Annotated in this window: 18 protein-coding genes, 1 tRNA gene and 1 pseudogene; 7 read left to right on the forward strand and 13 right to left on the reverse strand. The window is 58.6% G+C overall.

What is annotated here, in order from left to right; all coding sequences use genetic code 11:
• The first annotated feature begins 321 nt into the window (after window positions 1–321).
• The 6 genes from petA (at window position 322) to PanNE5_RS09295 (ending at window position 4,507) form a co-directional block, all read left to right on the forward strand.
• Window positions 322–936 (forward strand): ubiquinol-cytochrome c reductase iron-sulfur subunit, encoded by a 615-nt coding sequence (gene petA / locus PanNE5_RS09270; protein WP_017234586.1) that lies wholly within the window; start codon window positions 322–324, stop codon window positions 934–936.
• 2 nt (window positions 937–938) lie between these two features.
• Window positions 939–2,324: a cytochrome b gene (locus PanNE5_RS09275; RefSeq protein ID WP_017234587.1), complete on the forward strand. Its 1,386-nt coding sequence runs from the start codon at window positions 939–941 to the stop codon at window positions 2,322–2,324.
• A 31-nt stretch (window positions 2,325–2,355) separates the two neighbouring features.
• Window positions 2,356–3,075, forward strand: a complete 720-nt coding sequence (locus tag PanNE5_RS09280) for a cytochrome c1 (protein ID WP_026132066.1) — start codon at window positions 2,356–2,358, stop codon at window positions 3,073–3,075.
• Window positions 3,076–3,158: 83 nt separating this feature from the next.
• Window positions 3,159–3,770 carry a glutathione S-transferase N-terminal domain-containing protein gene (locus PanNE5_RS09285; protein ID WP_023593906.1) on the forward strand — a complete coding sequence of 204 codons (612 nt, stop codon included), beginning with the start codon at window positions 3,159–3,161 and terminating at the stop codon, window positions 3,768–3,770.
• Window positions 3,771–3,846: 76 nt separating this feature from the next.
• A complete protein-coding gene (locus tag PanNE5_RS09290) occupies window positions 3,847–4,305 on the forward strand; it encodes a ClpXP protease specificity-enhancing factor (protein ID WP_026132067.1) in 459 nt (152 codons plus the stop codon).
• Window positions 4,306–4,431: 126 nt separating this feature from the next.
• Window positions 4,432–4,507 (forward strand) — tRNA-Thr (locus PanNE5_RS09295).
• 710 nt (window positions 4,508–5,217) lie between these two features.
• Here the strand turns inward: PanNE5_RS09295 and PanNE5_RS09300 are convergent.
• The 4 genes from PanNE5_RS09300 to PanNE5_RS09315 all read right to left on the reverse strand — a co-directional run bounded on the left by PanNE5_RS09300 (window position 5,218) and on the right by PanNE5_RS09315 (window position 15,748).
• Complete coding sequence (locus PanNE5_RS09300; protein ID WP_261939644.1) at window positions 5,218–9,258, reverse strand: DUF4365 domain-containing protein; 4,041 nt, start codon at window positions 9,256–9,258, stop codon at window positions 5,218–5,220.
• Window positions 9,259–9,951: 693 nt separating this feature from the next.
• Complete coding sequence (locus PanNE5_RS09305; RefSeq protein WP_261939645.1) at window positions 9,952–11,433, reverse strand: class I SAM-dependent DNA methyltransferase; 1,482 nt, start codon at window positions 11,431–11,433, stop codon at window positions 9,952–9,954.
• On the reverse strand, window positions 11,430–12,968 hold the full coding sequence (locus PanNE5_RS09310) for a restriction endonuclease subunit S (protein ID WP_261939646.1): 1,539 nt from the start codon (window positions 12,966–12,968) through the stop codon (window positions 11,430–11,432). The genes PanNE5_RS09305 and PanNE5_RS09310 overlap by 4 nt, the downstream gene beginning before the upstream one ends.
• Window positions 12,965–15,748: a type I restriction-modification enzyme R subunit C-terminal domain-containing protein gene (locus tag PanNE5_RS09315; RefSeq protein ID WP_261939647.1), complete on the reverse strand. Its 2,784-nt coding sequence runs from the start codon at window positions 15,746–15,748 to the stop codon at window positions 12,965–12,967. The genes PanNE5_RS09310 and PanNE5_RS09315 overlap by 4 nt, the downstream gene beginning before the upstream one ends.
• 1,075 nt (window positions 15,749–16,823) lie before the next feature.
• Between PanNE5_RS09315 and PanNE5_RS09320 the strand changes: the two genes are divergently transcribed.
• A complete protein-coding gene (locus tag PanNE5_RS09320) occupies window positions 16,824–17,099 on the forward strand; it encodes a hypothetical protein (RefSeq protein ID WP_261939648.1) in 276 nt (91 codons plus the stop codon).
• A gap of 743 nt (window positions 17,100–17,842) precedes the next feature.
• Here PanNE5_RS09320 and PanNE5_RS09325 read toward each other — a convergent pair.
• The 9 genes and pseudogenes from PanNE5_RS09325 to PanNE5_RS23045 form a co-directional block, all read right to left on the reverse strand.
• The gene (locus PanNE5_RS09325; RefSeq protein WP_261939649.1) at window positions 17,843–18,136 is read right to left on the reverse strand and encodes a hypothetical protein; all 294 of its coding nucleotides are present in this window, start codon (window positions 18,134–18,136) and stop codon (window positions 17,843–17,845) included.
• Window positions 18,137–18,306: 170 nt separating this feature from the next.
• Window positions 18,307–20,652 (reverse strand): phage/plasmid primase, P4 family, encoded by a 2,346-nt coding sequence (locus tag PanNE5_RS09330; RefSeq protein WP_261939650.1) that lies wholly within the window; start codon window positions 20,650–20,652, stop codon window positions 18,307–18,309.
• The gene (locus tag PanNE5_RS09335; protein ID WP_261939651.1) at window positions 20,649–20,978 is read right to left on the reverse strand and encodes a hypothetical protein; all 330 of its coding nucleotides are present in this window, start codon (window positions 20,976–20,978) and stop codon (window positions 20,649–20,651) included. Before PanNE5_RS09335 ends, PanNE5_RS09330 begins: the two co-directional genes overlap by 4 nt.
• Window positions 20,978–21,187 (reverse strand): helix-turn-helix domain-containing protein, encoded by a 210-nt coding sequence (locus tag PanNE5_RS09340; RefSeq protein ID WP_261939652.1) that lies wholly within the window; start codon window positions 21,185–21,187, stop codon window positions 20,978–20,980. Before PanNE5_RS09340 ends, PanNE5_RS09335 begins: the two co-directional genes overlap by 1 nt.
• A 162-nt stretch (window positions 21,188–21,349) precedes the next feature.
• Complete coding sequence (locus PanNE5_RS09345; RefSeq protein WP_261939653.1) at window positions 21,350–22,117, reverse strand: hypothetical protein; 768 nt, start codon at window positions 22,115–22,117, stop codon at window positions 21,350–21,352.
• A gap of 101 nt (window positions 22,118–22,218) precedes the next feature.
• The gene (locus PanNE5_RS09350) at window positions 22,219–23,547 is read right to left on the reverse strand and encodes a tyrosine-type recombinase/integrase (RefSeq protein ID WP_261939654.1); all 1,329 of its coding nucleotides are present in this window, start codon (window positions 23,545–23,547) and stop codon (window positions 22,219–22,221) included.
• Between the two features lie 449 nt (window positions 23,548–23,996).
• Window positions 23,997–24,737, reverse strand: a complete 741-nt coding sequence (locus PanNE5_RS09355) for an IclR family transcriptional regulator (RefSeq protein WP_261939655.1) — start codon at window positions 24,735–24,737, stop codon at window positions 23,997–23,999.
• A gap of 73 nt (window positions 24,738–24,810) precedes the next feature.
• Window positions 24,811–24,948, reverse strand: a complete 138-nt coding sequence (locus PanNE5_RS23040) for an IS4 family transposase (RefSeq protein ID WP_410007571.1) — start codon at window positions 24,946–24,948, stop codon at window positions 24,811–24,813.
• Between the two features lie 16 nt (window positions 24,949–24,964).
• A pseudogene (locus PanNE5_RS23045) lies at window positions 24,965–25,132 on the reverse strand (hypothetical protein); the annotation flags it as partial.
• Window positions 25,133–25,185: the final 53 nt, after the last annotated feature.

A 25,185-nucleotide genomic window follows, 5' to 3' on the forward strand; every position in this document is an offset into this window, starting at 1 on the left:
GCGGGGGTCGCGTCAAATAATGTCACGCGAAATGTCACGCGAATGCCACAGGCCGCGCACGATGTCACCGGGACGAGACAGGGAAAATGATGACTAAATGTCGTGCACGCGTCAACGAAAGCGGCGATCATGACGGTTCTCGTGCAGCATCCCAGAAGCGAAACCCCGGGTGAGCGCTGGCCACCCGCAGGGTACGTTAATCCTTTGAAAATACGCGAAAACCACTAGGAGGCTGGGGCGTTTTGCCGTTGTTTCAGGCATTCACGCTCGCGTATGATTTAAGGTTGACGGAAATACCAATTCAACCGTGTGGGGCTTGTGATGAGTGACAATCAAGAAAAGGCCGTCGACAGTAGCCGTCGGAATCTGTTGATTGCAACGTCCGTAGCGGGAGGCGTGGGCGGCGTTGCAACGTTGGTTCCCTTTGTCAGTTCGCTCGAACCCTCGGAGCGCGCCAAGGCAGGCGGGGCGCCCGTCGAGGCAGACATCAGCAATCTCAAGCCAGGCGACAAGATGACCGTGTCCTGGCGCGGCTTGCCCGTGTGGATCGTGCGTCGCACGCCTGACGAGATGGCTTCGCTGTCCAAAGTGACGGCGGAGTTGGCCGATCCGGACTCCAAGGAAACGTTTTCCTACCCGATGCCCGACTATTGCAAGAACGCGTTCCGCGCGCGTGTCGAGCACAAGGATCTGCTCGTGGTCGTCGGCATCTGCACTCACCTCGGTTGCATTCCTTCCGGCCCTTACCAGGCGAACGCCAACGCCGCGCTGGGCCCCGATCCGGGTTTCCTGTGCCCGTGCCACGGGTCGACCTACGATATGTCTGGCCGTGTCTTCAAGAACAAGCCGGCGCCAAAGAATCTCGACGTTCCCCGGTTCATGTTCGTGAACGACACCAAGCTCGTGATCGGTAAAGACGAAAAAGGAGAAGCGTAATCATGGCCGCCGACAAACAGGTCGACACGACGGGCTTGCTGGGCTGGATCGATCGCCGGTTTCCGCTCAGCCAGCTCTGGAGGGAGCACGCGTCCGAGTATTACGCGCCCAAGAATTTCAACTTCTGGTATTTCTTCGGATCGCTGGCCATGCTGGTGTTGGTGATTCAGATCCTCACCGGTATTTTCCTGGTGATGAACTACAAGCCCGACGCCAATCTCGCGTTCGCGTCGGTCGAGTACATCATGCGCGAAGTGCCGTGGGGCTGGCTCATTCGATATATGCACTCGACGGGCGCATCGATGTTCTTCGTCGTGGTGTATCTGCACATGTTCCGCGGGCTGTTGTACGGTTCCTACCGCAAGCCGCGTGAGCTGGTGTGGGTGTTCGGATGCTTGATCTTTCTGTGCCTGATGGCTGAAGCGTTCATGGGCTATCTGCTGCCGTGGGGGCAGATGTCATACTGGGGCGCGCAGGTGATCGTGAACCTGTTCTCGGCGATTCCGTTCATCGGTCCGGACCTGTCGCTGTGGATTCGCGGCGACTACGTGGTATCGGATGCCACGCTCAACCGCTTCTTTGCGTTCCACGTGATCGCCGTTCCGCTGGTGCTCATCGGGTTGATCGTCGCGCACATCATCGCGTTGCACGAAGTCGGGTCCAACAACCCTGACGGCATCGAGATCAAGGACAAAAAAGACGCCAACGGCCGGCCGCTCGATGGCATTCCGTTCCACCCGTATTACACGGTGCACGACATCATGGGGGTGGGCGTGTTCCTGATGGTGTTCTCGGCGATCGTGTTCTTTGCGCCGACGATGGGCGGTTACTTCCTGGAAGCGAACAACTTCATTCCGTCCGACTCGCTCAAGACGCCGCCGCACATTGCGCCGGTGTGGTACTTCACGCCGTTCTACTCGATGCTGCGCGCCACGACCGACGACTTCAAGCATTTGTTGATGGGGCTGGCGGTGATCGTTACGGCGATCTGGTGGGTCAAAGGCAAAGCGGCCGCGACCACGAAGGTGGCGGCGTCTGGCGGTGTCGTGTTGCTGCTGCTGGCGATGTATCTGACCGAGGCCAAGTTCTGGGGCGTGGTGGTGATGGGCGGCGCGGTGGTCACGCTGTTCTTCCTGCCGTGGCTGGACCATAGCCCGGTGAAGTCGATTCGTTACCGTCCGGGATTCCACAAAGTGTTGTTGGGTATTCTCGTCGTTGTTTTTGCGGTGCTGGGGTATTTGGGCATTCAGGAACCGACGCCCATGAAGACCGCGATTTCGCAGGTCGGCGCGCTGTACTACTTCGGATTCTTCTGGCTGATGCCGCTGTGGAGCAAACGCGGCACGTTCAAGCCGGTGCCGGATCGCGTGACCTTCGCGGCGCATTGAGCGCACGCCAACGACGACTAGGGATATCACGATGAGAAAACTGTTGCTTGTCCTGGCGCTCCTGAGTGGTTTCGCGGCGCCGGTCTTGGCTGAAGAAAGTATGGCGCTGGATACGGCGCCCAATCGGATCGACGACCTGGCCTCGCTGCAGCGAGGCGCGAAGCTGTTCGTGAACTACTGCCTGAACTGCCATTCGGCGGCGTCGATGCGGTATTCGCGCCTGAAGGATCTGGGATTGTCGGATGCAGAGATCAAGAACAATCTGCTTTTCACGACGGACAAGATTGGCGACACGATGACCGTGGCCATGCGTGCGGCGGATGCCAAGGAGTGGTTTGGTGCACCGCCGCCGGATCTGTCGGTCGAGGCCCGGGCGCGGGGGACGGACTGGCTGTATACCTACTTGCGTACGTTCTATCGAGACGATGCGCGGCCGACGGGGTGGAACAACCTGGTGTTCCCGAATGTGGGCATGCCAAACCCGCTTTGGCAGTTGCAGGGACAGCGGGGATTGAAGCATGGGGAGGGGGCGGAGCATGGTCCGGCCCAGTTCGTGCAGATTACGCAGGGGACGATGAAACCGGTGGAATTCGATGCTGCCGTGGCTGATCTGGTATCTTATCTGGATTGGATGTCGGAACCGGCGCAACGCACACGCCGGCAGTTGGGTGTCTGGGTTTTGTTGTTCTTGGGACTCTTTACGGTACTTGCCTGGCGCCTGAATGCGGCCTATTGGAAGGACGTGAAGTAAAATAACGTCTGTACGACGGGGCCAGGGTATGGGGAGCGTCGATTTCCCGCCCCGGCCCCGTTGGTTTTTAAGGAAGACGCGCTATGATGGTTTTGTACTCGGGCACTACGTGCCCCTTCTCCCAGCGTTGCCGGCTGGTTCTGTTCGAAAAAGGCATGGATTTCGAAATCCGTGACGTCGACCTGTTCAACAAGCCGGAAGACATTGCGGTGATGAATCCGTACGGTCAGGTGCCGATTCTTGTTGAACGCGACTTGATTCTGTACGAATCGAACATCATCAATGAGTACATTGACGAACGATTCCCGCATCCGCAGTTGATGCCGGCCGATCCGGTGCAGCGTGCGCGTGCGCGTTTGTTCCTGTTCAATTTCGAGAAAGAGCTGTTCGTGCATGTGAGCGCGCTCGAGAACGAAAAGGGCAAGGCGGCGGAGAAGACGCATGAGAAGGCGCGTGCGTCGATTCGCGATCGTTTGACGCAGCTTGCGCCGATCTTCGTGAAGAACAAGTACATGTTGGGCGAGGAGTTCTCGATGCTCGACGTGGCGATTGCGCCGTTGTTGTGGCGTCTGGATCACTATGGCATCGAGTTGTCGAAGAATGCCGCGCCGTTGATGAAGTATGCCGAGCGGATTTTCAGCCGTCCGGCCTACATTGAAGCGCTGACGCCGTCCGAAAAGGTCATGCGTCGCTGATGCGTTGATTGAACCGCTGGCGAGGCTGGCCTGCCGAGTGCGGTGGGCGGGTTTCGCGGCGGGATAAGTTGGTCATATGCCTGAAACGTCTACCAAGCCTTACCTTTTGCGCGCGCTGTACGAGTGGTGTACCGACAACGGGTACACACCGTATTTGGCCGTGCATGTCGATGCCAGGACGCGAGTACCGCGCGAGTTTGTGAAAGATGGCGAGATCGTGCTGAACATCAGCTTCGATGCCACGAGCGGATTGCAGATGGGCAACGACTGGATTGAATTCAGCGCCCGCTTCGGCGGCATTTCACAGAAAGTGGAAGTGCAGGTGCCGAACGTGCTGGCGATATATGCTCGCGAGAATGGCCAGGGGATGGCATTCCCGGTCGACAAGCAGGCGTCTGCGGAGGAGGGTGCCGAGTTGGAAGCGGTGCCGTCGGTGCAGGCCGCGAGCGACGACGATTCGGATCCGACGCGCCCAGGTGGCAATGGCGCGGCGGGTGGCAGCACCGGACGGGCTCGCCTGAAGGTGGTGAAGTAATTCGAGAGCGCGGGTGAGCGGGGTGGGCGCTTTGTGCGTGTTTCCCCAAAGGCCTCCGTCGCCGGATGATTTCGCCCTGACAGGGGGTCGTCAGTAACCGATGAATCGGTTACAATACGCGACTTCGCCGGCTTAGCTCATCTGGTAGAGCAGTTGATTTGTAATCATCAGGTGGCGGGTTCGAGTCCTGCAGCCGGCACCAATAAAATCAAGGGGTTACAGCGTTTTTGCTCGTAACCCCTTTTCGTTTTGGGCTCCATGTAACCGATGTGTAACCCGATTCGAACCGTTGGTCAAAACATCCACCAGCACCACACACGCCGGAAAACGGGCTCCGCTGTATACATAGCGGCGTGCCAAGTCAGCTTGCTCTAGCCTCAACGACGACGCGTGGGGCGATCTCGATGTCTTCCACTGGAAAGAATTCTTTACCCCGGGGGACCACCCCAAGGGGGCCATCCGATTCAGGGGTGGGGTGCGCCTTGCACCGTGTCGTATAAATTTTTCCCCCAAAAGGCTAATAGTTACAATTTCGCTTTGAACTGCATGCAGTTCATGATGGGCGATGCCAGGTCGGAAGAGAAAGCGCTAGCGCTGCATACGCAGGCGCGCTCATGATCACCGAATTCGGTAGCCTCTGACCGATCGTTTCAGTTCGTGTGGGCTAGCGGAAGCGGCGGTCATCGCTGGCACATGATTGAGCCCTACGATTACGGCGGCCGGACTCGACGGAGGCCAGTGTCCGAGGTCAGCCATGAAGAGATGCTCGGCCGGCCGTCCGATAACCGGACCTTCGACGTCGTGGCCAGCGAGCAAGCAGTTGATGTTGTCGGAAACCGGCGGTGGGAAGCGCAAGAGCGTAACGGTGCGTTGCCCACGCGGCGGCACACACGCCGGACAACATGGAGAAGGTCATCTTCCCTGTCGCTCGGCGCGCACGGCTAACGCGGTATATGCCGCGTTGTATGCGTCGGAGAAAATGTCATATGGTGCGGTTCCCGCCTCGAATCCCTCAAGGATCCACGCGCGCAGCGGCGACAGCTTTTCCTTGAGCTTCGCGTCGAACTCGACCGCGCAACGCGCGAGCTCGCGATAGGCGTGATTCTCGGCCACTTCGTCCATGCGATCACCGAATTCCAATTCGACCAGGTGCATGAAAACCTGTATCAGTCGGCGGTGAGCCTCCGGCTTCGCCTTGGCGCCCAATCCCACCCATGTCGCGGCAACGGCCAGCGCGAGATTGGCCAACAGCGTGAGCGGCGGACGAGGCGCGTCGTGGCGGATTTTCGCCTTCAAGTACCACACGCCCGCGAAAGATGCGGCGACCACGGTGGGAACGGACGGCTCATTGACCAGGTTTTGCAGCACGGCGGCGACGTGGTTGAGATTGCGCAGGAAGTCCGAACGGAAATCCCACATGCCGGTGGCGATGGACATGAAGTCCTCGTCGCCCTGTAGTCTTCCGACTCCCTCGAAGATGTTCCGGGCTGCGATGGCGCCTTGGGGCACGATCGCAAGCTGGTGTTTCTGCAGGATTACGACACTGACGTTCCACGCGCACAACTTCGCGACCTCCCTCGCAGCCCTCGCCCGATCAATGATTTCTCCCTCTTCCAGCGCTTCGAGCAGGTCAAGAGTGCTCATGGACTGCTGCACCGAGGCTTCCCCTAGGCACCAGACGCGGAAGACGAAGTCGTCCGAATACAGGAAGTAGCCGCCCGTGGTGCAGAGGGTCTTGATCTCCCCGGCCGAAACAGGAATGCCTTGCTGAGCTTCGACCTCTTCCTCGTCCTGCGACTGTGCGATGGGCTGCGTGATCTGTCCGAGCTTCGCGCGCAGGCGGCTTTGAAGGTCCAAGCACTTGTCTCGCCAGGGGCAACCAGAGAACACTTGGCAGAGCGTCGCGAGCTCCGCCAGGGTGCTCTGCGCGATCGCGACTGTCGTGAACTGCGCAAAGAGGGCGTCGAGCAGATCCAGGTCGAGCAGGACGAACAGCGTCGTCAAGTCGACCAACGGGATCTTGCCCCGCAGATCGGCCGCGCGCTTTGGTTTCCAATCCGCGGTTTCCATGGTGAGATGGAACTGCTTGTCGTCGGGGGTGACCCGCTTGCTCACTTCCCACAAGTGCAGTTGATCCCTTATGTTCAGAAGCGCGAGCTTGGGGCGCCAAGCAAAGGGGATAGGCAGCTTCCCGTCCCGCATTTCGCGCTCCATGCGCGCCTGCGCCCGCTGCCTTTCCTCAGTGACGCCGCTGATCTCTTTGAGTCGCTGCAAAAGCTCGTCGCCCGAGGCATTGCCAGTGTCGATTCGCCGCAACACCTTGGAATCCGGAAATCGCTCGAAGAAAGCGTTGGCGCGCCCGCTGATCTCCTTCTGCTTCTCGGGGCTCAGTGCGCCGTAGCTGGTGCTCGTGCCCACAAGAACCATCGCGAGAAACACGCCCTCCTCGGCCTCGTTTGTGGGTTCGGCGAGTTCTCCCATCCGAACGGCTAAGTCGACCAAGCGCGGATCGTTCGGATTCTTGGTTTGCACCAGGTTGAACAGGAGGCGGATGCAATCGCGCTTCTGCGCGGCCGAGCTCGCGGCGTCGAGAATCTGCTCGCCCGCCACGAGCGCTTCGTCGAAGAAGCCGCAGCGAACCATGATGTTGATGTAGGTCCTGAGGGCGAGGCTGTCGGCGATGCCGCCGTCCAGCATGCTCTTCAGGACTTGCCGAGCGCCCCCGGTATTGCCAAGCCGATCCAGCGCGAGGCCCTTGAACGCCACCAGACGAGGATTGCCATCGAACTCGCGCTCGGCTTCGTCGCAGAGTTGGAGGAGTTTGTCCCACTCTCTTAGCGTGACCAGAGCCATGCCAAGGTGAACTGACATGCCGGGCGCCAACCGGCTGTGCGCCCTCAGCTCCTTGGCCAACTCGAGAAGCATAGGCGCTTGCGCCTCACTGGCCGGGTCGATCTCCTCGAAGAGTGTGATCGCCGTCGGCAACGGCCGTCTGAGATCTTCGTGACGCTTCGCCAGCACCGCCAGAGCATCCGAGGCGCTCAAGGGGCTCTTCGCCACAGACAAGTGGTAGCCGAGGACCGCTGCGTGGGGGCGCAGGTTCTCGTCGGATTCGAGCAGATCCGACCACGACTTCACAAGGTCCTCGCGAGCCATGTCGTGCGCCGCTCGCCCGGCAAGTACCAGCACCGCTCCGAAAAGCTGGTGGTCGCGAGACAGTTTGGGTAGCTCCTGTTCCGTCAGCGCGACGCACTCGCGCCTCCGTTTCCCCACCTCGTACAGGAACGCGATCCGGCGCAAGATCTGCGTGTCGCTGCGGTCGAGCCTTATGTTGGCTTCCAGCGCGACATCGAACTGCCCGCATTGCGCAGCGATCACTTCCAAAGAAGCATTCAAGGCCAGCGACGCCGGGCGCTTCTGAACCGCCGAGCGCAAGATCGTCAACGCTTCCTTCTGCTTGCCCAGCATGGCTGCGCACGCGGCCAGGATATCGGCGACAAACTCGGAGTTGCTAGCCCAGCCGATCTCGTCCATCGACTCAACCACCACGAGGATGTCGCTCCATGCTCGCCTCAGGAGCTCAGCATCCACGCCGGGAGGGCCGGAAGGCGGAACGATCTCCTCCTCGACCTTTCGGGTTGCCGCCGCAAGAGACTTGTGAAATTTGCCGCGGGCCCTGAGGATCTGAAACAGCAGGCGCGATGAATCGGAGCACTGCGGGTCCGCCAGCCCCGCATCGCAGGCCGCCAACGCAGCGTCCCACTTGCCGTTCATGGTTTCAACCACGCCGAGTCCAGCCATGCTCTCGGCGCCCGGGAATTGGACCAGCACAGCGCGAGCTTCGTCGGGCTTGTGGCTGGCAGCTAGCAGCCTCGCCCTGGCGGCGGCGAGCACCGCATCCGTGGCTTTCGGCAGATGGTCGAGCACGTCGGAGAAATCGAGATCCGCGATGTTTGAGTCGTTCGGGTCGTAGCGCCTGCGCAGCTCGCTCTCGACCCAGGCTGCCCAATGCTTGCTCTGACCTGTCGTCCGAGCAGCGAGCAGGAAAGCCAAGCTAGCAGCCTTGTCGTCGCCACTCAGCATTGCCTGACGGCCCCTGAGAAAGTGAAACTCGCCGCGTTCGAGGTCCACAGCGCCCTTCAGCCTCGCCTCCGCGCGATCCAGTACTGCGATCGCTTTGTCCAACTTCCCGTTCTTCAGCAGCTTGGCTGCGTCTATCAAGTCCGCGGCTAGCGTGCCCGCCTCCGGCTTGGGCCAATGCTCGCTGGCCGGCGCGGCGACCGCTTCCAAGAAGGCGGCGCTGCGTTTGTTGAAGCCTTCGGCAAGGTCGCGCACGACCTCGACGCGTTGCTCAGGCTGCAGTTCCGGGCGCAAGTCGGCGACCCGCACATCCAACGCGTGCCCAGCTTCTGCCAGCTCGTTGGCGTTCTGGACGGCCGGCAGCAAGTCCAACTCGTAGGTGAGTTGGTTTGCCGTGGGAACTCGCAGGTTGGCCTTCTCCTGTTCCAGATCCAAGCCGTCGACGTCGACTCGTCGAAGTTCCTCGCGTACCCAGGTGTAGTAGAGAGGGCACTGGCGAGGGTCTGCGTTCGCGCTGAGGTCGCACACGACCAGCAGAATCGGCTCCGCGACGTTGCGGTAATAGCGCAACGTCGAGGCGGACAAAGGAATCGAGATGAACTTGCCGCCTTCGATGAACGTCGGGCTCTTGGTCCCTTTCAGCTGCAATCGGAATATCGCGGCTGCTTGGCTCTGAACTTTCAGTTGAATCTGAAAATCAAGGCCATAGTCGTCCGTTCCACCCAAGTCCTTGGGCGTAACCCAGTTCCTCGGGGCATTCGTATGCAGGCACCGAGTCGCGTCTTGTCCGATCTCTTGCGACTGCCCGATTCCCGGAAGTCCCTCCTCGTGCGCCATCACGGCCCCCTTGTTCGTTGCTGCACGTTTCGCCACATCCCTTTCGGAGCACCAAAAGCAGCCGCAGCGCTTCCGTCTCATTCCCGCTTCGATGGGTCTGAGCTAACGCGGCCGGCACCCGACGGCTTCATGCTAGCGTATCAGGCAGCCGCCGCGTGGCAATTGTGCCCGCCCACCGCCGCCCGCGAACGTCCGGTGACGCGAATCGCGAGCGTCCGGAGTGGGTCGATTCTGTTGAAAAACTCGTAGCACGCCGCTCTCGAACCTCTGGCAAAAAATTCGACCTCTTAGATCGGCCTACAAACCGCTCGCGAGCATCGATTAAGGGTAAAGCGACCCGAAAAACCTCACGAGATCGACCGTCACCGAGTTTTTCAACAGAATCGGCCGAGTTGAGCCGGCCGGAAATCACCAGGACAGTGGCCGACTGGGTGCGGCCAGTTAGCCTCATCCATGCCCGACGCACCTTCACGTCATCGTGAGCACGGCGACCTGCTCACGCTCGACCTACCAAGTAACGAGCAGGCCGAGACCATGATCAGCCGCCTTTGAATGGGAAGCAAACTGACGTCACAACAGCTCATCGTTGGCTTCGAGACGGACATATGCGCTCTATGCGGCAAGGACACAGAAAATGTGTGGGTAGACTGGTCAGCCGTCCAGCCGCTTCAGCATCTCTCGAAAAACCGCTGTTGCCTGCGACTGTCGGCATATGACAGGATGTGACGATTAGGCATCAAGTGCGGCAGCAATCGCTCGGAAGCTATCCAGCCCGGCCTCGAGGTTGTCGATGATGTCGATGGCTAGCTCGTCCGGTTCGGGAAGATTGTCGAGGTCGACAAGGCTTTTGTCCTTGAGCCAGAAAATATCAAGGCTGGTTTTGTCGCGAGCCAAGATTTGCTCGTGGGTAAATTTGCGCCAACGGCCCTCGGGGTTGTTCCTCTCGCTCCACGTTTCCTTGCGTTCAAAGCGGTTGCCCGCGTTGTAGCAGGTGATGAAATCCTTCAAGTCCTCAAAGCGGAGCGGCTTCTTCTTGAGCGTGTGATGAATGTTGGTGCGGTAGTCGTAGAACCAGACTTCCTTGGTCCAAGGGTCTTTGCTGGCGGCATGGTTGTCGAAGAACAGCACGTTTGCCTTAACGCCATTGGCATAGAAGATGCCGGTCGGCAGCCGCAGAATCGTGTGCAGATCGGTGTTCCCCATCAGCTTCTTGCGCACGGTTTCGCCGGCGCCGCCTTCGAACAAGACATTGTCAGGCACGACCACGGCGGCGCGCCCGGTAGTCTTGAGCATGGTGCGGATGTGCTGGACGAAATTGAGCTGCTTGTTTGACGTGGTGGCCCAGAAATCCTGGCGGTTGTAGGTCAGGTCGTCCTTTTCCTGTTCGCCTTCTTCATTCGTGAAGCTCATAGAGCTCTTCTTGCCGAAGGGTGGATTGGCGAGCACATAGTCGTAAGTTTGCGGCGAACTGGCGACCAGCGCATCGTTAGGGGAAATCATGCTGTCGCCGTCGATCTCGCCGATGTTATGAAGGAACATGTTCATCAAGGCGAGTCGGCGAGTGCTGGCAACGATCTCGTTGCCGTAGAAGGTATCGTGCTTGAGGAAGGCCTTCTGCGCCTTATTCATCTGGTGCGTCGCCACCAGAAAGTCATACGCGGCAAGAAAGAAGCCGCCGGTGCCGCAGGCAGGATCAGCGATCGTCTTGTTAGATTCAGGGCGAACACATTCAACCATGGCACGAATGAGTGCGCGCGGCGTGAAATATTGGCCAGCGCCAGACTTGGTGTCTTCTGCATTGCGTTCGAGCAGCCCTTCATAGATGTCGCCTTTTACATCCGCGCCCATGGTGACCCACTGGGTTTCATTCACCATGTCGATCAGGCGATACAGCTTGGCCGGGTCCTGAATCTTGTTCTGGGCCTTGATGAAGATCGCGCCGAGCATGCCGGGCTTGCCTCCCAGTTCGCGCAACAGCGTTACGTAATGGACTTCCAGCTCGGCGCCGCGCTTGGCCTTGAGGCTCTGCCAGTTGTATTCGGCCGGGATGCCAACCTCGCGGTTATGCGGCGGCTGGCTGTACTCGTCCGCCATCTTGAGGAAGATCAGGTAAGTGAGTTGTTCCAGATAGTCGCCGTAGCCCACGCCGTCGTCGCGTAGCGTGGTGCAGAAACTCCAGACCTTGGAAACGATGGATGCGGTTGCGTTCATTTGCGGGCTTTCTTGTCTTGAGAGTCGGCGAACTTCTCCGCCCTGATGTGGGCGAGCAGGGCCGAAGCTGGCTCGTCGTTCGGGTCTTGCGGCACCAACTGGCCGGAGAAGGCTTTTTTCAGGATGGACTGGCGCAGGGCTTCGGCCTGTTGTAGGGCGGTGGTAATGATTTGGTCGAGATGTATTGCCTCACTGAATACTCGTTCCAATTCATCAACCAAATACGACAGCTCGCTAAAGCTAAATAAAGGAATTGCATATTCCATCAATCTTGATTGATTGATAAACGGAATGTTCACTCCCCGCAACTCTGCTTTGAGTGAGCTGATGAATATTGGTGATCGCAAATACCAATAGATCAGATTTCTAATATTGGGCTCGTGAGGGACAAACTTGCCGACTCGTTGGTAAAGAATCGATGGAGAGTCAGTTGTGCGCAACTTGCAAATTTTCAAGTCATCGCCTATTAACGGCCGGTTTAAAGCCATGACGATATCGTCCGGAAATAACCTTAGCTCTTCAAATGTTTCCCAATATTCATTAGGCAAGAGAACTTCTTTATCCCAAGAGACCTCCCCGAAAGATACGTTTGCGATTTGAAACAGTCTCACTCCAGAATCAGAATACTCAGATTTCTCAAAGGCATGTCCTGCAATGATTGTTGCAACGTCTCCTAGCCTCACCCACGACCACCCGGTCGGTAGATCCGGCAATTTGCCCAACTCTTCAGCCGTCAGACGCGGTAGAGCTTTCGGGGTTCTTGGTTTGCCGCCTTGTTTGTCACTTGCTTCCCAATCAGTGAGTCGTTGCTGGTAACGTTGCGCGCGCTCTAGCTGAATGCGCTTCAGCAAGGCGTCGGCGGTCTCGAGTTTGTCCGGGTTGTCGGCGCGCCATTGGGCGGTGAGCTTGCCATCGAAGGCGTGCTTTAGCAGGGCCTGGCGATAGACCTTGAGCTGGTCCTGAGCGGTCTTCAGGCCTTCTATGCCATTGTCCAGCTCGGATAACAGCTCTTCTATTTTGGCGACGATGCGGCGTTGTTCGTGTTCGGGCGGAAGCGGAAGTTTGCAGGCGGTCAAATACGGGGTTGTGACGCGTCGCTGGCCAACCGCGCCGGACATGTTGTGTTGCGCTTCGCGGCGAAAGCTCTCGGAGGAAACGTAGTAATAAAGGTAGTTCTTATCGATACCCTGATGAGGGCGTAGTACGTGAAATTCGGTCGACCCAAACCCAAGCCCGCCTTTAAGTTGGGGAACAACGGCCATCTTACCGTTTTCCATACAAGGGGTGATTTTTGCAAAAAGGACGTCCCCTTCCTGAAATGGGGTATAGCCTTTTCTTACTGCCCCAAACAGACGTGTTTGAGATACATCAATGCCACCCGTCCCGGCTTGAACGGCCGGCATGGGTACAAAAGAAACTTCCAGCGTATCGGGAATACTAGATTTATCAATCGTCGGATTAATGACAGCTATTTCTGAGAGTACGGTTAATCTCCAGCCACTCGGGAGCTCAGTGGAATGTTTGGCCGTCATCATGCCACCAGCACTTCATTCAGCTCATCCAGCAACGTATCCATCTGGGTTCCAAACAGTTGATACATCTTTCCCAGCCCGCCTTGCCCATCAAAGGGTGACATTTCCAGATCGTCGCGCTCGATGTGAAAAGAGTTGGCAACGTGGTCGCGGATCATACGCAGCCAGTTCATTTGTTCCTCGTTAAATTTCTCGCTCCCGCCGGAGTGGTGCTTCATCACCCAGTTCTGAAAGTTGCGGCGGACGGTGTTGTCGAAAGTAGATAGTTTTTCATCCATGCCGCAGACGCGACGGATGAGCGCAACGAGCGCCGTGAGCTCGCTGATCGGCTGCTCGCCCTTGTAGTCGTCTAACTGTCTGTAGGCCTGCCACACGCGCAGTGGCGCGAGCTTGGGTTTGTCGATCTTGAGCTTGTCGAGTACCTGCCGGATAAGGTCGAAGCTGAGTTCGCGCCTTCTGTACGGCTCGCTGAAGAAGATGGTGAGGGCGCCGATGTTGTCTTGGTTGGACTTCAGGTATTCGGCAAACTCATCGGTGAGGGCCTGGGCATTGTTCGCGGCGTCCTTGTCCCATTCGGCACGCAGAACAATGTCGATGTTGTCGTGGTCGATGGTTTGCTCTTTGTCGCGGCGGATGGCGTCGATGAGTTCGATCAGCTCGCCGTTGAGGACACTGGAGGCGGTACTTATTAATTGCTCTTGCGCTTGCTGGCGCTTGGTATCGCCGGGGTCGTAGCCTATTGGAAGGCCGGCAAGCTCCAACGCTCTGGCTTCAATGTTGTCGGCGTCGATGGCGCCAAACAGCCTGCCGACGATCTGGCTGAGCTCGACGCCGCCGGCGGCATCGCGGATTTGCTGTTGCTCGTCGGCATCGAGTTGCTTGTTGAGGCGGGCCAGACGGCCGGCAAGGGACGAAACCGTGTCTTCGTCGGTGGCGCCCATCATGACGGCCATGGCCAAATCTTTGAGTGGGACCGAGGGCTTGCTGATGAGGGGCTGGCTTGCAGTCTTTAGCGACTTAGTAACGCCGATGGCGTCGACGATGACATAGTGGGTCTTGGCGCTCTTGGCAGACGGCGTGACCTTCCTTAGATCGTCCATGTCAAGCGTGCGGGTGCCGCGCCCCTTCATCTGCTCGAAGTAGTTGCGGCTTTTGACGTCGCGCATGAAGAGCAGGCATTCGAGCGGTTTGACGTCGGTGCCGGTGGCGATCATGTCCACGGTGACCGCGATGCGCGGGTAGTAATCGTTACGGAGCTGGGCTAGGACAGACTTGGGGTCTTCATCACTCTTGTAGGTAAGCTTCTTGCAGAAGGCATTACCCTCGCCAAATTCTTCGCGGGCGGTCTGGATGATGTCGTCGGCGTGGCTGTCGCTCTTGGCGAAAATGAGGGTCTTGGGCACTTCTTCGCGGCCGGGGAATATTTCGGGCAGCTTGTCGCGGAAAGTGCGGATGACGGTGCGAATCTGGTCCGGGTTGACGATATTGCGGTCGAGCTGAGTCGCGGAGTAAGCCTCGTCTTCGTCCTGCTGTTCCCAGCGCTTCTTGCGGGTGAGCTTTTCGCGCCGCTCGACCTGCTGCTGTGCTTTGATTTCGCTGCCAGCTTTGGTGATCTGCGTTTCGATGACGTAGATTTCATTGCCGACATTGACGCCATCGGCCACGGCTTTTTCGTGGCTGTAATCGCTGACGACGTTTTTCTTGAAGAAGCCGTAGGTCCGGTTATCAGGCGTGGCGGTAAGACCGATCAGGCTGGCGTCGAAATAGTCGATGACCTGTTGCCAGAGGTTGTAGATCGAGCGGTGGCATTCGTCGATATAGATGAAGTCGAAGAATTCCGGAGGGATGTTGGCGTTATAGACGACGGGCATCGGAGCCTTGGGCTGAACGAGCTCGGCTGGATTGATTTCCTCGGTGGCTTCGTCGAGCTCAGTTCCCTTGAGGATGGAGTACAGGCGCTGGATGGTACTGATGCATACCTGGCTATCTTTGGCGATGTACGAGGATTTGAGCCGCTGGACGTTGTAAAGCTCAGTGAATTTGCGGTTATCGTCAAGCGGAACGTAGGACATCATTTCCTGCTCGGCCTGCTCGCCAAGGTTCTTGGTGTCGACGAGAAAGAGGATGCGTTTTCCCTCGGCGTACTTGAGCAGCCGATAGATGGAGGTGATGGCGGTGTAGGTCTTGCCGGCACCAGTGGCCATCTGGATCAAGGCGCGAGGTCGATCTGCCTTGAAAGATTCCTCCAAGTTGGTGATGGCAATTTCCTGGCAGTCGCGCAGGTGCAGTTCCTGGGCGGGCAAGTGGTTCGGATTCAGAGCGGGGATCGTCTGCAAGCGCCGGCGCAGGCTGCCGCCTTGGGATAACCATTGCTTGACGGTTTCCGGGCGATGGAAGCTGAACACCTCGCGGGAGCGTGGCTTGGGGTCACGGCTATCGGTGAAACGAGTGATGATGCCGGTGCTCTCGTACAGAAAGGGCAAGGGCTCCTTGTTGTTCACCCACTTTAGCTTGGCAGCAGCGTAACCTTCGGTCTGCTGTTCGACTTCGGTGATCTTGTGGCCAAGGTCTTCCTTCTTTGCCTCGATAACTCCGACTGCCTTTTTGTCGACCAATAAGACATAATCAGCCGGACCGACATCGGTTTGGTATTCCCTGACAGCGATGCCGAGCCCCGCGCCGAAATCAATCTTCTTCGCTGATTGAACGACCCAACCTGCTTGCTTAAGCAGCGCGTCGATATTGTCTCGGGCCTTTTGTTCTGGGTTCTGGTTCTCTGTCATACGCGAGGTCGCTCTTGGCCCTAGTTGGCGTCATGCGAATGATAAAGGAAGTGGCGAGGGTAGGCGAAAGGCATTGGCTACGCCTCTTCGTAAGTCGGTGTCACCCCGTAACGACTGAAATTTTGAGCTGCCCAAACTCGACTTCTGGCGTGATCGCACGACCCGGTCGACAAGCGAACTTCATTTCCTTCTAAGCCGGTACCGAATTGCCAAAACGCGCCCAGGATGGGCAGGAGCGCCCCAGCCTGTTCCCAATCTTCCCGAACAACCGGCAATTGTGGGACCTCAGCGGCCCATGACATCCGTGGAATCAACCGGGCGGGCGCCCTTGAGGCGACCCAGTTGCCAACTTTCAGCAAGTATAGCCGGGTGACCGGACCACCTCGTTACCTGCCTTTTGACTGCTGACAACGCGACCGGCGGTAGTGGGTCGCTTCCTGCCCCTCGTCGCTGTGGTTCGCCAGGCGCAACCAGCGGCCCCGATCACCGTTCATGGTGGCCGCCTCGCCGATCCGACGGATACCAAATACAGGAATACGCAAGCGCCAGGCCTCCAAGCACGCCGTCGTATCGTCAGTTAGTGGGTTGCAACTCTTTCAATCACGCCCCCCGGTTCGGGCGCGCGCAAATCACATCCTATCGCGCGCGCTTCGCCAACACACAAATCCCCATAGACACCCCGACTCCAGTCCCCCACGTTTCAGCCATGAAACGTTTTCGGCTGATAGCGATGTCGTTTGAATCGGTCCAGAGGAAAATCCTTGGGATAATCAATTATCTGACCAGCATGGAACAATTTTTGCGTTCCGCCTGTGAGCCAATCGCGCTGCGCTCGTCAATCTGGGCGAGCAATTGTTGTCGCTATACGAAGGAGCCGTGCGATGGCCGCGGGCGTAATCTGACCGTCGCAAGAATCATCCTCGCAGCGCTTGAAATATCGCTTGCGTCGCAAATTCGGGCCCGGGAATGTTTCGCCAACGAAAGTGTGAATCGGTGTTCGATGGTACGGGGAAAATTCACCCCCCCGGCCGCTGGCGAACGCATCCGCGATGTTGTGACTTTATAGGAGAGCGTGATGACTACCGAACTGGAAATTCTGCAAGAGGTTCGCGACCGGGTGGTGCGCACCGAATCCCGCATGGTGCAGCTCGGGGACTTCGTGGGCACCAACCTGCGGGTGCGCATGCATATCGAAGTGCGTGATGTGGACGGCGACGTGTGGGTCGACGTTGACGCGCTCGACGTGTCGGTCTCGCGCATCTACACCGCGCTGGAGCAGGCGGGGGTGCACGGCATCGCGGTGCCGGTGCGGCGCAACGGGCGCGACATTGCCATGGTGTATCCGCAATGAGACAGATCTCCCACTGTCACCGCACACGCTTACGGGCCCCCAACATCGACAAGCGGACGAATCGACCATAGCAATGATCCGATTCAACGCTAGTTCGCGCTGGGCGGCGCTATATTGCGCCGCAATTTCCATTCCAGAGACGGCGTTCGGTCAGGCGTTTGATCCGCAGACCGGTCCATCTACCCCGACGTCGGGGGGGACAAATTGACCCTTCAACGAGGCGGTTCATACCGAAGCAAGTAGGTCGGATCGGTCGACTACTATTTGGGCGCGCGAAATTCGCGTCGTTGTATCACCATATCAGGGGAGGATTGAGATCCTGTCACTACCTCCCGTCAGATCGCGAACGGAGGCGTCAAAATGATTCGATATGCCAATTTTGACAGTGCGCTATTGGCAGCCTGCTTGTCTCTGATTTTTGTTGGTGGCGCCGGCGCACAATCGGTTAGCCAGGGTCTCGAGTACCAGATCAGAGCTTGCTTTTCTAGCATTGATCGCTCGGCAAGCCTTGCAAGTCAAGGCGACTCGCGTAATGTCAGCGGTCGTCTAAATTCAATGGTGCCCACGATGCGGACGACCTGCCGACTGAATCCGCGCCTGATTAGCCAACGCGAGGAGCAGATCGGATATTGCAACTCCGTGAAAGAACGAGTCATGCAGGTGGCAGAGAATGTCGGCGACCCGCGCAATTACAGTGGCCGGCTCAATGCGATGAGTCCAGTCATTAGCGCCGCATGTGGGGGCTAGCCGGCACGGTCACAAGGAGTTTTCAGGGCCGGCGACACCCAATACCGATGGTACTGTCCGTGCGAACTCCAGCGACGCTTGCGCTGCCAGCCTAACTGCAGCAGAACCGGGCTAATGTACTTCCCCTGCGTGCCGAGTGCAGCCTCAAACTCGACCATCGAAAACGGGCGGTTCCGCGCGACCTCCGGCAGGGCGCCGTACCACGTTACAAACCGATCACTCAGCGACGATTTCGCGACGGGCATGGCGGCGCCCATGCGCCGCTGCAGGTTCTCGATATATGCACTCATGTTCACGCTCGGTGGTGGTTAGGGTCCGCGCCCCCGTGACGGAGACGACGACGTTCGCCGGGTGCGTGGTTTGCGTCGTTTGAAGGCCAATTCCAAAAACTTCTCCATGAGAGAGAATTAGAGAAAGTTTTTGTTTTTCACGTCAAACGACGCAAACCGCGCAAGCTCGGTCACTGCTGGGCGGCCCAAGTACCCTCTTGATTCAGGGCCAGCCCGCCGATGGTCCGCTTGTCAGGCAGGGGGCGGAACCCCTTGTCCCTGAGCCGGCGAGTAAAGCGCCCCTTCGTCAGCGGGCGATAGCCGTTTTTCAAGGCCCATGCGTGGTACGCTCTGTACGCCTGATCTTTTTTCACCGTCATGCTGGCCCCCTTGTCGCAATGGTCGCCGAGCCATTCGCCGATGATGTCCTCCTCGTCCCGATACGCTGCGGTCGCTGCGTTGATCGTCTGGGGAATGGCGAGCCCGTCTTTCTGATACTTGCGCAAGCCTTCCAACGCCCAGTTGAGAATTCCCGAACCCTCGTATTTCAGCTTTTCCAGCAGCGTCACATCGCGATTGTTAGCGGGAATCGTCACATCGAACGGAACCAGGCACATGCGCCGCCACATGCCATTACTCGTATCGCCGATGTCCGGCTTATGGTTGCCAACGAGAACCAGCTTGTGCGTCGGTGCGAACGTGATATCAGCCTTGCCGTAGACGACGCGCCCGGTCAGCGTGTCGCCCCCCGTCATGTCTTTCACCCTGGCTTCGGCCAGCCTCCGGCCTTCCTCCGTTTCGTTTGCGTAGATGAAGCGCATGCCCTTGAGGGACACAATGTCAGAACTGGGGGCCTGCGGGTTCCGCTGATGCTGCATCAACATCTCGGTTGCGACCTTCTTCGCGTAATCGCCCAAGAGCCACGCAAGCAGTTCCACAAACACACTCTTTCCGTTTGCTCCACCGCCATGCAGGAAGACGAGCTTGTGGTCCCGTACACTCCCGGTCAAGCAATACCCCACCCAACGTTGCAGGAATTCACGGATGGCCGGGTCCGGTTGTACGTCAACGAGGAATTGAATCCACCGTGGGCTCGTCGCACGCGGGTCGAAGGCAACGTTGCAGCGCTTTGTGACCAGCAGATCAGGCGAAATCGGAATGAGCGTGCCTCTCTGGAGATCGATAACACCGTTCGTCGCCCCGAGTTTCATCGGGTCCGAATCGAAGTCGGAAAGCGAGCGTGTCATGCCGGATTCGGATCGCCCCATCTCGATCATCGCGCGAAGGTTGGTAGCCTTGCTGGCGCGAACCACTTCCGTCATCGCGCGCTTCGTTTTCGGATCATCCGACGCCGCCTTGAAAAGCTTGATCGCCTCGTCGCGCATTTGGTCCAGGACTTGTTTTGCCGCGCGATCAGCTTCACCCGCAGGTGCCGATACCCAGCCAGCTCGTGCGTCGAACTGCAGCACGTCCCCGGTCTCATGCACGAAAAGCAGACGGCCCCGAAACGAATCCGCAAAACGCCGACCGTTTTCGACGTCACCGCCGGTCCACGTGAAGCGCTCGGGCAGGCTCGGCGCGAAACCGTTTTCCTTCGCCAGATGGACGAGAGTCCCGAATCCGACACCACCGTCAGCTTTGAAAGCCCTGAAGACCTTGAGGAAATCGACCTCGTTGAACTTCTGCGGCGCCGTTTGGCTCCACGCACGCGCAACAGCCTCCGCACAGGCCCAGCCGGTCGCTGCGATTGCCCACACAACACGGCGCCACTGCTCATAACCGCAGTTCGCAGGGATCTTATGCAGCATCGATTTGACGCGTTCGATCTCCTCCGGCGTTTCCGGAGGCCCGGGGAGCTTCGCCACACTGCCCAAATTGCCTACGGAGAATATCGATGCCTGTGCGAGGGCAGCCTGGCGAGCGAGATCGATCAACACATCGGGATCGAGCAACTCGCCGTCGTTCGTCTCGAAAAACGCGTCGATCTCGGATCCCGCCGGACAGCTCGGCAGGTAGTAAAGACGAGACGCATCCTTGCAAGCGGGGTCGCAATGCCCACCCAGCAGAATGTGCAACCCCTTCCAGACCTGCGGCCACTCCTCCAGCGTGCAGGGGCGAGAAAAAGGGAGCACGATTCGGTATTTGACGACACCCCGTTGCGGCTCGTGCCAGTGGGACGAATGCGCGGCCCAGGTATAGCCGCGGATCTTGGGGCGCAATTCGACCGACAGCGGAGCTTGCTTCGAGACCGACACCAACCGCCCCGTCCCCTTTTCCTTTTCGCCCTCGGTGTCGATATCGGCAACGGCCATGTGGATTTCGATCACATTGCCGTTGGAGCGGGTCGCCCTCGTCTTCATCAATACAGGAGCGAACGCCTTCCCCGATTTTCCCGGCCGGATATCGCGTTTAGCCAACAGGGCGATTACCTGCTGCCATGTTCCCCAGAGTTGCCTGCCAACAGAATCGTGCTCATTTGCGTAGGCCATGACCGCGTATTTGCGCTCCATGGCGTGAGCTTCGGCGGCATCGTTCATGCCCCACCCGCGAAGTTGCGTTGGAATACGCGCATGAACGCGACCGCCCATTCCGGATCCGGCATCAGGCACCCGAGTTTCTCGAGCAGGCAAAGCCACTCAACGAACGCGCCCACAGGCGTGTTGAGTTCAATTTTCCAAGCAAGCCCCCCGCCGGGGCACAAATTGACCCTCACGCCGTCGAACCCCTCGCTCATCAGAGTGATCAAGATCGTGCGCAGATCCTCGGTGAGGTCGATGTAGTCGATGATGCGCAGCTCCCGGTCGTCCCCGGTGCGGGCTCCGGGAATCAGAGGCGGCGCCTTGTCTTTGTCGGTGGAGCCCATTACGCAACCTCCCCGCGCAGCAGCGCCATGAGGTCGGTAACGCGCCAGGCCAAGCGGCCATTGATCCGGACAGGGCGAATCGGGCCATTCTCCAGGCAGGCCCACTTGCGCAGGGTTTGCGGCTTACGATTGATCACGGCGGCTGCCTCGTCCGTCGGCAGGACTTGGGGCAAGCTTGCACGGGACGTCGGCGCATTGAAATGTGCCATCTGAAAACCTCATCTGTCGTTAAAACAGATTCCATTTCAGAATCGGCACATACGCCGATCAAACAATCAACACGCTGCGCCGAAACCCTTTATTTACAAGGGTTTCGGCAATTTTTTGAATCGGCGTAGCAAATCGGCGTAGCGTTGAATCGGCACGCCGACTTACTTTTTCGTGGATTTCACGCCTCTCCCTTTTCGTCCGCCGGTCAAGCCAGCCGGAAGGTTGCGCACAATTGACGGAACGGTTATGGCCCCCCGCTCACCTGAGCACCCGGCAGGAATGTGATCGAAAATCTTCTCCGCGAGCGCCTGCGCTGTGTCGTCTTTGCCACGAAGCTTTGGCGCCCAGTATCCGATATAAGCAACTACGGCCGCCTTTGCATTGCTACCAATCTTCAGTTCCGGCGCAGCGTTGCACGTCGGTGTACTGCCCGCGCCAATCGCGCTCTCGCGCTCGGAGAGCTTTACCTCGAACCCGAAGTGCGAGCCGGTCCTCTGGCCAACGCCGTTCGGAACCGAAGGGGGCTCGACAGCCGACCCCGCCGAGGACTGCCCAGCAGATTTCGCAAGCGCTACGAGTTGAGGCGGCAAACCGTCCCATGCGACGATCGACAGCGCCCATGTCGCAAAGTCGGACAGATAGATTTTCCGCTCGCCGTGACCGCGCGGGACATCCCGAGGGCGGCGAAAATGCAGTCCGCCCGCACTGAGCGTCGAAGCCAGCAGCCGCAGGCGCTTTTTGAATTTTTCCTCCAGTTCAGCGGTGGGAAAGCAGAACGCATCGAAGACCGGCAAGCTTTCCGGCCTCGCATATGCGTTCGCATATTGATCTAACCGTAAATAATCTGGATCCATTTGGAGCGAAAGGGCGCAAGCCTGCCACTCTTCAACAGTATGCAATCCTAACCAAAATGACCAATCCACACTCATTTGCACACCTTCAGGCGCGGCCTTCAATTGGGGGGCGCCAGGCAGGCAGGTGAAGGTTTTCCTGCTTTTCGGCCCGTCGGTCTAGCCTGGCACATCACTACTCAGCTTGAACTTGCGATCCGCAGTCCCGGGGTGGCGGGCACAAATTCAATCCCGCCTTGCTCCAGCAACCACGCCTCGATTTTAGTGTGCCACATGCGCAGCATGTCGAGCGGGCGGCGGCGGTAATGCTTCTCCGCCAACGCACTTGGCTTGTGGCCTTGGATTTGCGCCACGATGCCCACCGGCACCTCACACCACTCGGCCAGCGTGCCGAACGACCGGCGCAGGCCATGCAGCGTCACATGTGGCAGACCGGCTACCGCAATGGCGTGATTGTGCGCATACCTCGGCTCTGAAATCCGTCCGCTTGCCGCGTTTAGGCTGGAGAATACCCACTCATTGCGCCGGGGCAGTGCCGCCAGCACGGAGGCAAGGTAGGGCGTCAGAGGAATCACGCGGCCCGTCTCGGTTTCAATCTTATCGGCAATGTGCAGGCTACACCATTGGAAGTCCACGTCATCCCATCTGAGCGCGGCCAGTTCCTCGCGTCGTGCGCCAGTGATGAGCAAGCCTTGCAGGTAAGCGGATTGCACGGGATTTTGCAGCGAGCGCACAGCCGCGAACCATGCGGCCAGTTGCTCGCGCTGCAGGCTGTCGCCGTCTTTGGTGCCGCCGCTCGGAAGTGCGCCTGTTACCTTGGGTGATGTGCAGCAGTCGGCGGGGATGATGCCCATATATCTGTCCCGTCCTTCGCACCATCTGACAAAGGCCTTCAGCATCCGGAAAGCGTAGGCTGCGCTCGTTGGTCGCGCAGGCGTCTCCGATTCGAGCCATGCGCTTACCCTGTCGGCGGTCAACTCAGACAGGTTCAGGTTCATCAGCGGCCAGAGTGGCCCACGCGCGATTTTCTTGCCGCCGCGCTTCGCCCTTTCGCCACCGGGGGCGGCGAGCTTGGTGTGGTCGTTAATGTAGTGCGCGGACCTCGGCCTTTTGGTTTTGGGGGAAATCTTGGTACGCAGGTATTCGAGATAGTCTGCCCATGCCTCGGCCACGGTCGCCCTCTTGCGCTGCTTGTCGGCCTGCTCGGCTTCATGGGCGGCGCGCCTCTCGGCCTTCTCGGTTCGCGGGTCTACGCCATCATCAAGCAGCCGCTGCAGGCGGCGCGCTTCATCCTGTGCTTGGTCGATGCCCCAGTCTCGCGGGGCGCCAATCGTCACGCGCACCGTGCCGCCGTGGAGCTTGCCCTGAAAGATGTAGGATTTCGCGCCGCTTGCCGTTGTGCGTAAGCCCAAACCGGACGCCTTGCTGTCCCATATAAACGCTTGAGACTTGCCAGCGGGGCAGCTATGTCCGCCGACCCGCGCCGCCGTGAAATTGACCTTTGCCACCTTCGCCGCTCCTTCGGACCGGGTTACATGAAATCCATGTAACCGCCATGTAACCCGATTATGGGCAAATCAATCAATCCAGGTCAATGGTTAATCGGACTGCGTATGCGCAAAAGCCTTGTGTGGTAAGGATTTGCCCGGTTGCCTAAACTTAGGTCAACGTAGGGGAATACCGGCTACCGGCGATTTGTAATCATCAGGTGGCGGGTTCGAGTCCTGCAGCCGGCACCAAATACCATGCGGGTCCCAGAAATGGGACCCGTTTTTTTTGTTCTACAAAAGCTTGGTTGTTCTACAATGCGCGCGCTCAGGTCGCTGAGAACGCTAGGTCATTCACAGTAACTCTCTTGCTTCTCGGATGCGCTGAGCGGTCGAAGGAAGGCCACTACGCTCCATCGCTTGAGCAAAATCTTCGACGCTTGATTCAGGTGGCTGGAAAAAATCGAGCGCTACCCCAAGGAAAGACGTATGACGGCGGATGCCTCCTGCAAGCGGCTCAACAGGCGAGCGTTCGAACTGGTATCAAAACGCTGAACGCTGCCTACGAGTGCCAGCGCAGCTACGCAATCACCTTCGGCATTGAAAATTGGAACAGCCACTGCGCCGAGCCCGGATTCCAACTCGCCTTGCGAACGATAAAAGCCATCCTTGCGGATTTTCGTCAGCACGCTCAAAAACTCCCGCCAAGTATCTCCCATGCCATTGAGGCCGATCTCCTTGGCGTGGGTTGCGTAAATCTTCTTGAGCGAGCTGCGCGGCAGGTGCGCTAGCAGAACTTTTGGGGCGGCAGCAAGGAATAAGGGGCGGGGCCGCCCGCGCCCATAAGAAAGTTGAAGATTTTTTTCCGCGCTGACGCGATGGACGTCGATGACCTGCGGCCCGGCAAACATGACACTGAGTGCCGCGTCAAACTTGGTGCTGGCTGCCAGCTTGCGCATGACCGGATCGGCCGCGAACAACACCGGGTCGGTTTGTCGCAACTGATAGTCCAGCGCGATGATGCGCCCGCCGAGAGAGTAGCGCCCCGCCGCGACTTTTTGCAATAACCCCGCCTCGACCAATTCCTTCACATAGCGGTAACCCGTGGGGCGGGAATAGCCCAAAACATCGTTGATTTTGTCCGGTTGCCAGATCGGATTTTCCTCGGTGAATAGATCGAGAATGGCAAGAACCCGGCCGGGGCTGCTCATATTAGATTTAGGTATTGAAGTTCAAAGTGAACATGATAGCGGCCTGTGGCCGCCTCGTTACACACATCTCGGTTCATGTGGCCTCACCCCGAAGCGCACGTAGCGTTTCGGCGGGTATGATAACGCGCTGCAAGCCCTCCCAGATCGTGTTGGCACCAGGCTCGCCTTCGGCCTTGTGCGCAAGGAATGCCCGCCGTCGGCTTCTCTGCAAACCGCATCAGCAGTGTCTTTGCGCGTTCGTTGCGCCTCGCGTCGCCAAGATCCACGCCTTCCAACTCCCTATATGCCCAGCTATCCGATTCTCTCGCGATCTGGTGCCGCCACAATAGGCAAGAGTAAACGCCGATTGGCTTCCGTTTATAACCCCCCAGAGCCGGCCTGACATCGCCCGCCATCCTTTGTCCATCAAGGCCTGGCGGACTGCTGTATGACTAGGTGGCGGCTGGTG

Source organism: Pandoraea sp. NE5, from assembly GCF_024363545.1.
Taxonomy (GTDB): Bacteria; Pseudomonadota; Gammaproteobacteria; order Burkholderiales; family Burkholderiaceae; genus Pandoraea; species Pandoraea cepalis.

Bases quoted from the DNA above. Each gene is read 5' to 3' on its own strand.
- petA (WP_017234586.1), top strand. From the start codon at position 322: ATGAGTGACAATCAAGAAAAGGCCGTCGACAGTAGCCGTCGGAATCTG.
- PanNE5_RS09275 (WP_017234587.1), top strand. From the start codon at position 939: ATGGCCGCCGACAAACAGGTCGACACGACGGGCTTGCTGGGCTGGATC.
- PanNE5_RS09280 (WP_026132066.1), top strand. From the start codon at position 2,356: ATGAGAAAACTGTTGCTTGTCCTGGCGCTCCTGAGTGGTTTCGCGGCG.
- PanNE5_RS09285 (WP_023593906.1), top strand. From the start codon at position 3,159: ATGATGGTTTTGTACTCGGGCACTACGTGCCCCTTCTCCCAGCGTTGC.
- PanNE5_RS09290 (WP_026132067.1), top strand. From the start codon at position 3,847: ATGCCTGAAACGTCTACCAAGCCTTACCTTTTGCGCGCGCTGTACGAG.
- PanNE5_RS09305 (WP_261939645.1), bottom strand. From the start codon at position 11,433: ATGAACGCAACCGCATCCATCGTTTCCAAGGTCTGGAGTTTCTGCACC.
- PanNE5_RS09310 (WP_261939646.1), bottom strand. From the start codon at position 12,968: ATGATGACGGCCAAACATTCCACTGAGCTCCCGAGTGGCTGGAGATTA.
- PanNE5_RS09315 (WP_261939647.1), bottom strand. From the start codon at position 15,748: ATGACAGAGAACCAGAACCCAGAACAAAAGGCCCGAGACAATATCGAC.
- PanNE5_RS09320 (WP_261939648.1), top strand. From the start codon at position 16,824: ATGACTACCGAACTGGAAATTCTGCAAGAGGTTCGCGACCGGGTGGTG.
- PanNE5_RS09325 (WP_261939649.1), bottom strand. From the start codon at position 18,136: ATGAGTGCATATATCGAGAACCTGCAGCGGCGCATGGGCGCCGCCATG.
- PanNE5_RS09330 (WP_261939650.1), bottom strand. From the start codon at position 20,652: ATGAACGATGCCGCCGAAGCTCACGCCATGGAGCGCAAATACGCGGTC.
- PanNE5_RS09335 (WP_261939651.1), bottom strand. From the start codon at position 20,978: ATGGGCTCCACCGACAAAGACAAGGCGCCGCCTCTGATTCCCGGAGCC.
- PanNE5_RS09340 (WP_261939652.1), bottom strand. From the start codon at position 21,187: ATGGCACATTTCAATGCGCCGACGTCCCGTGCAAGCTTGCCCCAAGTC.
- PanNE5_RS09345 (WP_261939653.1), bottom strand. From the start codon at position 22,117: ATGAGTGTGGATTGGTCATTTTGGTTAGGATTGCATACTGTTGAAGAG.
- PanNE5_RS09355 (WP_261939655.1), bottom strand. From the start codon at position 24,737: ATGAGCAGCCCCGGCCGGGTTCTTGCCATTCTCGATCTATTCACCGAG.